10 protein-coding genes are annotated in these 11,371 nt (G+C 69.0%); 4 read left to right on the top strand and 6 right to left on the bottom strand.

Annotated features, from left to right (window positions below; all coding sequences use genetic code 11):
- Nucleotides 1–8: 8 nt before the first annotated feature.
- The 3 genes from KBZ15_RS00280 to KBZ15_RS00270 all read right to left on the bottom strand — a co-directional run bounded on the left by KBZ15_RS00280 (nucleotide 9) and on the right by KBZ15_RS00270 (nucleotide 2,406).
- Nucleotides 9–1,049: a glycosyltransferase gene (locus KBZ15_RS00280; RefSeq protein ID WP_255012413.1), complete on the bottom strand. Its 1,041-nt coding sequence runs from the start codon at nucleotides 1,047–1,049 to the stop codon at nucleotides 9–11.
- On the bottom strand, nucleotides 1,050–1,763 hold the full coding sequence (locus tag KBZ15_RS00275; RefSeq protein ID WP_197147825.1) for a heme oxygenase (biliverdin-producing): 714 nt from the start codon (nucleotides 1,761–1,763) through the stop codon (nucleotides 1,050–1,052).
- A gap of 199 nt (nucleotides 1,764–1,962) precedes the next feature.
- Nucleotides 1,963–2,406, bottom strand: coding sequence for a hypothetical protein (locus KBZ15_RS00270; protein WP_255012409.1), 444 nt, complete (start codon nucleotides 2,404–2,406; stop codon nucleotides 1,963–1,965).
- 70 nt (nucleotides 2,407–2,476) lie between these two features.
- On the opposite strand from KBZ15_RS00270, the gene KBZ15_RS00265 reads away from it, so the two are divergent.
- Nucleotides 2,477–3,913: an NADP-dependent isocitrate dehydrogenase gene (locus tag KBZ15_RS00265; protein WP_255012407.1), complete on the top strand. Its 1,437-nt coding sequence runs from the start codon at nucleotides 2,477–2,479 to the stop codon at nucleotides 3,911–3,913.
- Nucleotides 3,914–3,924: 11 nt separating this feature from the next.
- Here the strand turns inward: KBZ15_RS00265 and KBZ15_RS00260 are convergent, their stop codons facing one another.
- Nucleotides 3,925–4,962, bottom strand: a complete 1,038-nt coding sequence (locus KBZ15_RS00260) for a hypothetical protein (protein ID WP_255012404.1) — start codon at nucleotides 4,960–4,962, stop codon at nucleotides 3,925–3,927.
- A 38-nt stretch (nucleotides 4,963–5,000) separates the two neighbouring features.
- Here KBZ15_RS00260 and KBZ15_RS00255 point away from each other — a divergent pair, with 38 nt between their 5' ends.
- Nucleotides 5,001–6,332 (top strand): (Fe-S)-binding protein, encoded by a 1,332-nt coding sequence (locus KBZ15_RS00255; RefSeq protein WP_255012401.1) that lies wholly within the window; start codon nucleotides 5,001–5,003, stop codon nucleotides 6,330–6,332.
- A gap of 27 nt (nucleotides 6,333–6,359) precedes the next feature.
- Nucleotides 6,360–7,703 carry an APC family permease gene (locus KBZ15_RS00250; protein WP_255012399.1) on the top strand — a complete coding sequence of 448 codons (1,344 nt, stop codon included), beginning with the start codon at nucleotides 6,360–6,362 and terminating at the stop codon, nucleotides 7,701–7,703.
- On the opposite strand, the gene KBZ15_RS00245 is transcribed toward KBZ15_RS00250, so the two are convergent.
- Entirely contained in the window at nucleotides 7,675–9,021 is a 1,347-nt protein-coding gene (locus tag KBZ15_RS00245) for a four-carbon acid sugar kinase family protein (RefSeq protein ID WP_255012396.1), read from the bottom strand. The genes KBZ15_RS00250 and KBZ15_RS00245 overlap by 29 nt on opposite strands.
- Nucleotides 9,022–9,035: 14 nt before the next feature.
- Between KBZ15_RS00245 and KBZ15_RS00240 the strand changes: the two genes are divergently transcribed.
- On the top strand, nucleotides 9,036–10,277 hold the full coding sequence (locus KBZ15_RS00240) for an FAD-binding oxidoreductase (RefSeq protein WP_255012393.1): 1,242 nt from the start codon (nucleotides 9,036–9,038) through the stop codon (nucleotides 10,275–10,277).
- Here KBZ15_RS00240 and KBZ15_RS00235 read toward each other — a convergent pair.
- Nucleotides 10,204–11,175, bottom strand: a complete 972-nt coding sequence (locus tag KBZ15_RS00235; protein ID WP_255012390.1) for an alpha/beta fold hydrolase — start codon at nucleotides 11,173–11,175, stop codon at nucleotides 10,204–10,206. The genes KBZ15_RS00240 and KBZ15_RS00235 overlap by 74 nt on opposite strands.
- Nucleotides 11,176–11,371 lie beyond the last annotated feature (196 nt).

Raw genomic sequence — 11,371 nt, 5'->3', positions numbered from 1 at the left:
GGATCGGCCTAGACCCGGCGAGTGGGCAGCAGCTTGACCAGGTGGCGGCCCAACCCCGCCAGCCGCTGGCCCCAACGCAGGCGCCAGGGTGCCGGGCTGCGCAGGGGCGGCTCACCGGCCAGCAGCCGATCCCAGTGGCCATTCACCTCGGCCAGTGCTGGGGCCCAACGGGCCCGCAGGGCCGCCTCCGAACAGCCCTTCAGCAGCGGCGCAAGGGCGGCCGGGGTGGGGCGCCAGTGGTCTGGATCGGCGGCGGCGGCCTCGATGCGCTCGATATCGCCGGCCAGGCTGCCCGCTCCGATCTGGTGGCCGAGCACTCCCGGATCGAGGCTGTCGGCCAGGGCGTGATTGAAGCTGCTGAACACCACGCAGCCGCAGGCCAGGGCCTCGATCGGCGGCAGGCCAAAACCCTCGCTCACGCCGCGGCCCCGCCAGTAGTCGGCGGAGTCGTAGAGCACCACCTTGGCGCTGTTGAACAGCTCCACCAGATCATCCACCCAGCCTTCCTGCACCTGGACCACCAGGCCCCGGGCCCGCAGGGCCGGCACCAGCTGCTTGAGCAGGTAGGCACTGCTCTTACGACGCTGCACCAGCACATCGATCGGCCGCTGCCCATCGCCATGGCGCCGGCCCCGCTCCAACCACTTTGGCTCGAGGGCATTGGGCACCAGCAGCAGGGGACTGCGGGGGCCCCGATCACCCCAGTAGCCGAGGGTGTTGCGGCTCACCGCCAGCACCGGCACCCCGGCCGGCAGGTCAAAGCCGTAACCGCTGCTGTGGGCGTGGTAAGCCACCGGCCGGCCCCGCAGCCGGGCCAGCAACCTGGGCACATCAAAGCCCCAGCTCACAATCCAGAGGGCCCCACCGGGGGCGGCCTCCTGGCGCAGCAGGTCGGCGAGGAAGGGATGATCCTGCTCCCGCTGGCGGTAGGTCACCACCTGGGTGGGCACCAGCTCGGCGAGCAGCCTGGCGCTCTGCAGCTCCACCAGCAGGCCGCCGCAGCGAAACCGACCGGTGGTGCCGGGCACGAGGAAACGAACTGGTCGCACTCAGGCCGTCACCACCTCGGTGCTGCCGGCCCGCTGACGCCGGGTGAGGAAGCCGAACAGCACCTTGCCGATGGCGGCGATCAGGTTGCCCTCCAACTCCTGGAACATCACCATGTTGAGGTGGAAGGCCTGGTTGGCTTCCTCGACGATCCGATCGGCCATGGGCTGGTCGATTGGCAGGCCATCGAGCACCGTGCGGTAGTTGGCCTTGAAGCCCTTTTCATCGGCGATGGCGTCGAACTCGTAGAAGCGCAGACCGTCGTGCTCGCCCAGGTTCATGGCCTTCTGGGCGATGTTCTTGAGGATCTGGCCGCCGGAGAGATCACCGATATAGCGGGTGTAATGGTGGCCAACCAGCAGCTCCGGGCACTCCCGGGCCACCTGATGCAGGCGGTCGACATACTGCTGGGCGCCAGGAGTTGGCTTGACTGCAGTGCGCCAGTCGGCACCGAAATAGAAGGCCAGGTCTTGCTCGAGGCTCTCGCGGCGGTTGAGCTCGGCAAAGCCCACCGGACCCAGCACCGGATGGTCCTTGAGCCTGGCAAACTCCTCCTCCATCGCCGAGTAGACGAAATAGAGGTCGGCCACCAGGGTGCGGTAGCTGACCTTGTCGACTACGCCCTTGAGGAAGCAGCTCACGAAGCCGGTGTTCTCCGCCATCGTGTGGGCCTTTTTGGTGCCTTCACGCAGTTGGGAAGCAAGGGCGACAGCCATCAGTTGGGGGCGCTGCACGGGCAAGGGGTCAAATTAGGTGCGGCCACGCCTAGGTGAGCGGCAAGGTTGCGAAGGGTTACGCCCCGCCAACAGGAAATCGGTCAGATACCCAATAAGGCCAAGGCCGAGTTTTCAGCCCTGATTGATCCCGCCGCGGCGGTCTATCTGAGTGTGGTGAGCCGGATGACCCCAGTGGGCTTCAAGCCGCCGAAGCGTCGCTGCCGGCGCCACTAAGCAGATCAAACAAGCCGCGGCAGAACGTCTGCAATTTGGCCACCACGGCCGGATCCGGCAGGTGGCTGCCGCTGGGTTGCCAGTCGCCCAGGGTGGCGAGGCGCCAACGCTCCGATTCATAGGTGAGCCCGCGGATCAGCGCCCCCAGCAAGCGCGGACGTCCGCCGATCGGAGCGCCATCCAGGCGCAGCTGCAGCAGCATCGAGCGGCACTGGTTGCGCGGATTCCAGCCGGGGAAGTGAAAGGAGAGATCCACGCATTCCGCCTCCGCCCAGGCGCGGGTCTGGGGATCGTCGCGCCAGGGGGTGAGATTTACGCGAGCATCTGGGAAGTGCTGCCGAAACAGCACGGCCACCGCAGCGATTGCCTGAGCCAGTTCGAGATTCCGGGCCTGATCGGTGGCATTCATGCCGTTTCCCCTGAGCAGAACCGCCGCATTGGCGAAACCTAGGCTCGCCCAATCCTTCCCTGCCGCACGAATGGCTACCAGCTCCCCGCAATTCGAGCAGCTCACCGCCCCCCCCTCGGGCACGGCCATCCGCTTCGAGAGCGGCCAGCCAGTCGTACCCAACGATCCGATCATTCCCTTCATTCGCGGCGACGGCACCGGCGTGGACATCTGGCCCGCCACCCAGAAGGTGCTCGATGCCGCCGTGGCCCAGGCCTATAGCGGCGAGCGGCGGATCGAGTGGTTCAAGGTGTATGCCGGCGATGAGGCCTGCGACCTCTACGGCACCTATCAGTACCTGCCAGAAGACACCCTCGAAGCGATCCGCACCTACGGCGTGGCCATCAAGGGCCCGCTCACCACGCCGATCGGCGGTGGCATCCGCTCCCTAAACGTGGCCCTGCGCCAGATCTTCGATCTGTACTGCTGCGTGCGCCCCTGCCGCTACTACGAGGGCACTCCCAGCCCCCACAAACGGCCGCAAGACCTCGACGTGATCGTGTATCGGGAGAACACCGAGGACATCTACATGGGGATCGAGTGGGAAGCCACTGATCCGGTATGCCTCGAGCTAATCAAGCACCTCAATGAGGTGGTGATCCCGGCCAACGGCAAGCTCGGCAACCGCCGCATCCCCGCTGGCTCCGGCATCGGCATCAAGCCGGTGAGCAAGTTCGGCAGCCAGCGCCACATCCGCAAGGCGATCCAGCACGCCCTGCGCCTCGAGGGCGACAAGCGCCATGTGACCCTGGTGCACAAGGGCAACATCATGAAATTCACCGAGGGTGCCTTCCGCGACTGGGGCTATGAACTGGCCACCACCGAATTTCGTGCCGAGTGCGTGACCGAACGCGAAAGCTGGATCCTCGACAACGTCGAGCGCAATCCGGGCCTGGGCATCGAAGCCAATGCCCGCATGATCGAGCCGGGCTACGACGCCCTCACCCCCGAGAAAAAAGCGGCGATCGACACTGAGGTAGGCGACGTGCTTGCGGCGATCGGCGCCAGCCACGGTGGCGGCCAGTGGAAGCAGATGGTGCTGGTCGACGACCGCATCGCCGACAGCATCTTCCAGCAGATCCAAACCCGACCCCAGGAGTACTCCGTGCTGGCCACCCTCAACCTCAATGGCGACTACGTCAGTGATGCCGCCGCGGCCGTGGTAGGCGGCCTGGGCATGGCCCCCGGCGCCAACATCGGCGACAACGCCGCCATCTTCGAGGCCACCCACGGCACCGCCCCGAAGCACGCCGGCCTCGATCGCATCAACCCCGGCTCGGTGATTCTTTCGGGCGTGATGATGCTCGAATTCATGGGTTGGCAGGAGGCGGCAGACCTGATCACCGCCGGCCTCAGCGCCGCCATCGCCAGCAAAGAGGTCACCTACGACCTGGCGCGGCTGATGGAGCCGCCGGTGGAGCCGGTGAGCTGCAGCGGTTTCGCAGATGCGATCATCGCCAGGTTCTGAGCCGCGATCTCTCAGGGGACGGCTACAGCTGGGGTGGGAATGATCTGCACCACCCCGCCCTCACTGGGGGCCATAACCTTGGGGCCGCCCAGCACCGCGGGCTGATTGAAGCGGTCGACGCCCAGCAGCACCTCGTGGCGCCCCTGACCACTGGCCAGGTGGATGCCGTTCCTGAGCTTGACGAAGGCGCTCAGATCAACGCGTGTGATTACATTGTAGCGCTTCTGATTGGGTCGCAGCATGATGAACATTGTCATCACCACGTTCCAGCCGACCGCCAGGGCAAGCAAGGTGGCCAGTGTGCCCGAGCGCCTGCTCTTTCCGGGCCAGAGACGCTCAATCCAGATGAAACTGACAGCCCCAACAACGAAAATCAACACACAGCTCCAGAGCGCCACACGGATGTAGAAATCCTGGGAGTAGATGCTGCGATCTTCGGTATCCACTCCTGCTTCGCGCACCCTTAGCAGCACTTGCCTCCAGGCCGTGGGATCTCCTGGACTGCGATCAACCAGCTCCGTATCCCTGGAGGGCATCAGAACTGCGTCGAGCTCGCCAGCCATGCCATCTGGCGTGGTAGAGGTGCCGAGCTTGAAGGTGGTTTTTGGATAGGAGATCGTCACCCGCGAGGCATTCGTTTTCTGCAGCTCCTGCTTCACAGACAACAGCAGATAATTGGCCATCTCGCTGTTGCTGGCCAGATCAATGCCGGCGAACTGCACCTCCAGCGGCTCCCCTTGCACCGGCAGCGCGGAGAGCTTCAGGGCCGCGACCGCCTGGTCCACTGCTGTGGCCATGCTGCGCTGCTGGGCGGCAATGCGCGGAAAGCTGGCCTGGCGCAGGATCGGGATCTGCAGTTTGGATGTCCCCAGGTCCTGAGCCCCTCCCAGCCAGGCCATCGCCCTCTGCATATCTGCGCTGTAGTTGAGCCACAACTGGAACGACACGTAGCCGGCACTAAGCAGGGCCAGCCCGGCACCGAGACCAATGAGATAATTGCGTTCGCTTCGGCTCACTCGCGGACCGGTGATCCGAAAGGGTCCTTTCATGACTGTGGTACGAAGGCAAGGCCCCAACCTAGGGATCGATGACTGATCTGCCATCGGACCCCTGCGTGCACTGCGGCTTTTGCCTGCCCACCTGCGCCAGCTACCGGGTGCTGGGCACGGAGATGGACTCGCCCCGGGGCCGCATCCACACCCTCAAGGCGATCGAAGCCGGCGAACTGGAGCTCGACGCCACGGTGGCTAGCCATTTCGACAGCTGCCTGGGCTGCTTCGCTTGCGTCACCGCCTGCCCCTCGGGGGTGCGCTACGACCAGCTGATCGAGGCCACCCGGCCCCAACTCAACGCTCCGGAGCTGCGCAGCCCGGCCCAGCGGGCTTTCCGCCGGCTGCTATTTGCCCTGCTCCCCTACCCGGCGCGGTTACGGGCGGTGCTGACTCCCCTGCGGGCCTATGCCGGCACGCCGCTGCAGGCCCTTGCCCGCCGCAGCGGCCTCACCCGCCTGCTCGGCCCCCAGCTCGAGGCGATGGAGCGGCTGCTACCGCCCCTGCCCGCCGAGGCCTTCCAGGCCAACTTCCCGACGGTGGTGCCGGCCCGCGGCGAGCGGCGGGCCCGGGTGGGGCTGCTGCTGGGCTGCGTCCAGCGCCTGTTTGATCCAGCGGTGAACCGGGCCGTAGTGGAGGTGCTGAGCGCCAACGGCATCGAGGTGGTGATCCCGCCGGATCAGGGCTGCTGCGGCGCCGTAACCCACCATCAGGGCGAGCTGGCGCACACCGAACAGCTCGCCACCGCCGTAATCGACAGCTTCGCTGCCGTGCTGGGCCCGGGCCGACCGGCGGGGCCCGAACCCCTCGATGCGGTGCTGGTGGCGGCCTCCGGCTGCGGCCACACCCTCAAGGCCTACGGCACGATCCTTAACGGTGAACGCGGCGGGGCCTTTGCATCCCAGGTGCGGGACGTGCATGAATTCCTGCACGGTCTGGGCCTGAGCGAGGCCTTCCGGGCCCACCTGGGCCCCCTTGCCCACTCTGACGGCAGCCCCGCCACCGCCGAGCGGCCGCTCGCGGTGGCCTATCACGATGCCTGTCACATGCTGCACGGCCAGGGCATCAGCGCCGAGCCCCGGGCCCTGCTGCGCCGGATCCCCCACCTGCTGCTGCGGGAGGCCACGGAGGCGGGCGTGTGCTGCGGCAGCGCCGGCATCTACAACCTGGTGCAGCCGCGGGAGGCCGCCGAGCTCGGCCAGCTCAAGGCGGCCGACCTGGCCGACACCGGCGCCGAGCTGGCGGCCAGTGCCAACATCGGCTGCACCCTGCAGATTCGCCATCACCTCGCCGAGCAGGAGCGGCCGATCCCGGTGCTCCATCCAATCGAGCTGCTACAACGCAGCTGGCGGGCAGGCGGCGGCCATTAAGTCGGCCCCCTTGCCCCATCAGCCCTGATGGCCGACCAACCCCCGGGTCGGCTCCTGTCCATCCTGGGCCTGGGTTTCGGCCTGGCTGGAGCCGTGGGCGGCACGATCGGGGCGGGCATCCTGCGCACCCCTGGGCTGGTCGCAGCCCAGTTGCCCACGGCGCCGCTGCTGCTGGCGGCCTGGCTGGTGGGCGGGCTCTATGCGCTGCTGGGGGCGATCTGTATCGCCGAGCTGGCATCCAGCCTGCCCCGGGCGGGAGGCTGGTATGTGTATGCGGAGAGGGCCTTCGGGCGCCGGGCCGGCTTCCTGGTGGGCTGGACCGACTGGCTGGCCCACTGCATCGGCCTGGCCTGGGTGGCCACCACCGTGGGGGAATACGGCCAGGCCCTGCTGCCTGCCCCCTGGCGCCTGCTGCCTTTTGGGGCCCAGGCCCTGGCCCTGGGGGCGATCGGCCTGTTCACCCTGATCCAGCTGCGGGGCCTGCGGGCCGGCAGCGCCAGCCAGGAACTGCTCAGCCTGGTCAAGGCGGTGGCCTTCCTGGCCCTGGTGGCAGCCTGCTTTCTGCTGCCCTCCCAGGCCCAGCTCGGCGGCGGTGCTGTCCCCCCGGAGCCGCCAATCGCCCCCGCCTGGCAGCACCTGACCATGCCGGCCGTGCTGGCCCTGCAGGCGGTGATCACCACCTACGACGGCTGGGCCAGCCCGGTCTATTTCGCCGAGGAGTTCAGCGAGCCCGAGCGGGATCTGCCCCGCTCCCTGATCGGCGGGGTGCTGGCCGTGACGGCCCTCTACCTGCTGATCAACCTGGCCCTGCTGCACGTGCTGCCGATCGCCCAGTTGGCCAGCTCAACCCTGCCAGCCGCCGCGGCGGGACGGGCCCTGGCCGGCCCCCTGGGGGGAAATCTGATCACCGCCGTGGCCCTGATTTCACTGCTGGGACTGATCAACACCGTGGTGATGGCGGCCCCACGGATCCTCTACGGCCTGGGCCGCGATGGCCTGGTGCCGGATTTTGCCGCCAGCGTCAATGACGGCGGCACGCCCACCGTTGCCCTGCTGCTCACCAGCACCGCCGCCGCGGGCCTGGTACTGGCGGGCTCCTTCGAGCGGCTACTGGCCATGGGGGCATTGCTCTACGTGAGCCTGCCCCTGGCAGGCATCGCCGCCCTGGTGGCCCTGCGCCGCCAGGAACCGGAGCTGCCCCGGCCATTCCGCTGTTGGGGCTACCCCCTCACCCCCCTGCTAGTGGCAGCGGTATCGCTGGCCTTTCTGCTGGGGGCGGTGGTCCACGACTGGGTTGACAGCCTGGCGGCCCTGGCCCTGGTGGCGCTCGGCTACGCCGCCTCTAGGAGCAAGATTCCAGACCCTCCATGAGGCGCCAGGCTTGGCGCAGGGTGCCCGGATCCCCCAGGTTGCCGGGAAAGGTGAGCACCGGCAGCTCCGCTGGCGTCAACACCACCGAAAGGCCAGGCAAAAGCTGGCCCTGCAACTCCACTGCCGCCAGGTCGAGCCCATCGGCCAGAAGGGCATGGGTGGTCGTGCCGCCCTTACTGATCAGGTAGGCCAGCTGGGGAGCCAAGGCCCCCACCAACCGGGCCATCAGCGCCGCCAGGCCGTCCCCGAGCCGGCGGCGCGCCGCCAGCGAAGTGCAGGGGAATTCACCGCGGCTGCTGAAGATCACCGGCGTGCGCCCCCCAGCGAGGATCTCCCCCAGCTCGACCAGCCAGTCCCGCTCCAGGCAGGCCAGCAGGGCGCCTGGCAGGGGGGCCTCCAGCAGCTGCGCCAGCCGGGCCACGGGCAATTCCAGGCCGGTGCAGAGCGGCTCAGCCAGCAGGGAGGCGAGCTGGGCATCGGCCAGGGGCACATGGGAGCCCACCAGCACCAGGCCCCGCAATGGCTCGCCATCGCGGCCGCGGCGGCGCAATGCCACCAAGTCGGCGCCAGCAAGGGGCTGGGGCGGCAGGGCTGCCAGGGCCCGTATCCAGCTCGCCGCCGACTGGGCCAGCACCGGCCGCGGGGAGGCACGCACCACCCTGGCCAGGGCCGCGAGTTGCTGGGGCTGCTCGGCATCCACCGCCACCAGGGGCTGGGCGGCAAGACCAGCCAGCCATTGGGCCAGCTCCTGCCCCCCATCCCCGCAGGCCCGGCTGAGCTTGGCGGCTGCGAGGCCCTGCACCTCTGACGCCGGGATGCGGCCGCCACTCTTCTCCTCCACCCAGGCCGGCAGGTAACTTGTCGAGTAACCGAACAGGCCATCGCGGCCGAAGGGCGTTTCATGCACGGGCTGACCCTGCAGGAGATGGACTCCGCCAACCGTGGTGCGCCCCCCTTCCAGGAACGCCGGCACCAGCAGGGTGGCAGCGAATGGACCCAGCTCAGCGGAGATCACATCCACCTCCAGCGGGAAGTGGCCGCGCAGGGTGGAATCGCCGCGGCTGACCAGCCACCAGCGCTCGAGCCCAGCTGCCGGCAGGGCCGCCGCCAGGGCCCGGCAGATCTCACGCACCCGCTCGGCCGCCGCCGCCGGCGCCAGCGCCCTGGTGTTGGCCAGCAGAAAGAGGAGGGGCGATGGGTGCTCCAGCCCCGCCGCCAGGGAGGCCCCATCCCAGCGCAGCAGCAGGGGACAGCTGTGCACGGTCTGGGAGCCGGTTGGGTCATCGTCAAGAACGATGATCTTGAAGTTGGCGGCCATGGCACCATCGTGCCGTGATCTCCCCTGAGCCCGGCGAACTGCAGGAGCTGGTGCGCGAACTGCACCGGCAGGCTGCGCCCTGGCAACCGGCCGGGCTGGGTAGCCGCCTGAGCTGGGGGCCCCAGCCAGAGCCAGGCAGTGCCACCGTCAGTTGCCGGGCCCTGCGCGGCATCGTGGAGCACAGCCCGGGCGACTTCACCGTGACGGTTTGGGCCGGTACACCACTGGTGGAGCTCCAGGCCGAGCTGGCACACCATGGGCAGTGGTTGACCCTGGATTGGCCCTGGGGCAGCGGCAGCGGCGGCCCAGCCAGTGGCCCAGCCAGTGGCGACACCAGTGGCAGCGTCGGTGGCCTGGTGGCCCGCGGCTTGGCCGGCGGCCTGCGCCAGCGTTATTTGGGTGTGCGCGACCAGCTGATCGGCATCGAGCTAGTCCGCGCCGACGGCACCCGCGCCAGGGCCGGCGGCAAGGTGGTCAAAAATGTGGCCGGCTACGACCTGATGCGCCTGTTCACCGGCAGCTGGGGCGCCCTAGGTCTGATCACCAGCGTCACCCTGCGCACCCTGCCGCTGCCGCCCCAACGGCGGGGCCTGGGGCTCAGCGGCCCCCTCGAGGCCCTCGGCCAGCTGGCCAGCTGGCTGCTTGGATCGAGCCTCAGCCCCGAACGGATCGACTGGTGGCGCCCCGGCGGCGGCGGCTCCAGGACTGGGGCGGGGGCCGGAGCTGGGGCGGGGACAGGGGGAGATGCGGGCCTGCTGATCAGCCTGGCAAGCATCAACGCCGCCACCCTCGAAGAGCAGATCGCCTGCATCAGCGCCAGGGGCGCCGCGCTCGGCATCGGGGCCCTGCCCCTGGAGCCGGCCGAACTCGAAGCCCAGGTGGCCCATGGCCGGGGCCCGGGCCCCGAAGCCAGTGACTGGCTGCTGCGGCTGGCGGTGCGCCCCAGCCAGGCCCCCGCCCTGGTGGCCGAGCCAGCCCTGGCCCAGCTCCCCCTGTGCCTTGGCGCCGGCAGTGGGCTGGGGGTCAGCTGGGCCTCAGCAGCCGAGCTGCCGGCCTACCGGGTGGAGGCCCTACGGCGCAGCTGCCAGCAGTGGGGCGGCTATCTGACGGTGCTGCGCCAACCTTCCAGCAGCCAGCTGCCGGCCTGGCTGGATGCCCCGGCCCGGCCCATGATCGAAGCGATCAAGCGGCAGTTCGACCCTCTCCAGCAGCTGGCTCGAGGGCGTCTGCCAGGGGTGCAACCGCCTCTGGGCTGAGGCCAGGAGCTGGGCTGAGGCCGGCAAACCACTCCAGCAGGGCGCTGTTGACCTGGTCTGGCACCTCGTCATGGGGGCAGTGGCCCGCCTCCAGCACCACCTCGGTGGTCGCAGCGGGGGCATGGCGCTGGAAGGCCCCGCGACGGCCGGCGGCATTGATCCAGGGATCGCGGATCCCCCAGAGCAGCAGCAGGGGGCAGGCGAGTTGGGCAAACAGCTCATCGAGGGGCTGGCCCCGGGGGATGTCGAACACGGTGCGGAATACCCCGAAGGCACCCGGATCCAGCGATGGCCGGCGGATCGCCTCCACCAGGGCATCGTCCACATTGGTCTTGTCGAGATAAACCTGGTTGAGGGTGCGGCGGATCGTGGCCGGCCGGCGCAGGTTTTCAAAGATCAATCGCTGCAGCACCGGGCTTTTCAGCAGGGCGCCACCGATGGTCTGGCGGGCGATGGCAGCCCAGCCCTTGGGCGGAGCCTGCTCATCGCTGAACGGTCCGGCCGCATTCAGCAGCACCACTCCGGCCGCCTGGTTCCCCAGGGCCGCCCCGGCGGCCAGGGCAGAAAAGCCGCCCAGGGAATTGCCAACCAGCACGGTGGGCCGGCCGATGCGCTCGGCCACGTAGGCCGCCAGCTGGTCGCGCCAGAGGGCGCCGCCGTAGGCCAGCTCCGCCGGCTTGGCACTGCGGCCGAAGCCCAGCAGGTCGATGGCGTGCACCTCATGGCGCTGGGCCAGCACGGGGATGTTGTGGCGCCAGTGGTCGGTGGAGGCACCGAAGCCATGCACCAACAGCAGCGCAGGCCCAGCCGGCCCCTCGGGCCCTTCGGGCGCAGCCGTCACAACATGAACGGGATGGCCGGCGTAATTCCAGGGCTGGGGGTCAGACAGGCAAGCCACCACGTAGGTCACCGGGCTGGTCGATGCTAGGGAGATCCGCGGTCGGCCATTGCTCTACCCCAGCCCCGACTGGACCCCGTTCCTGCCGGGGGTCGCCCTGTGGGCCCTGGCGCTCTACCTACCCCTGAGCGGCCCCCTAGGGCGCCTGGAGGAGGCCCTCGCCGCAGGCCCCCTACCTGGGGCGGCCCAGCAAGTG

The sequence above is a fragment of the Cyanobium sp. BA20m-p-22 genome (genome assembly GCF_024346275.1).
Taxonomy (GTDB): Bacteria; Cyanobacteriota; Cyanobacteriia; order PCC-6307; family Cyanobiaceae; genus Cyanobium_A.
The sequence above is the reverse complement of the archived record's forward strand: the minus strand, read 5'-3'. Positions and strand labels throughout refer to the sequence as shown.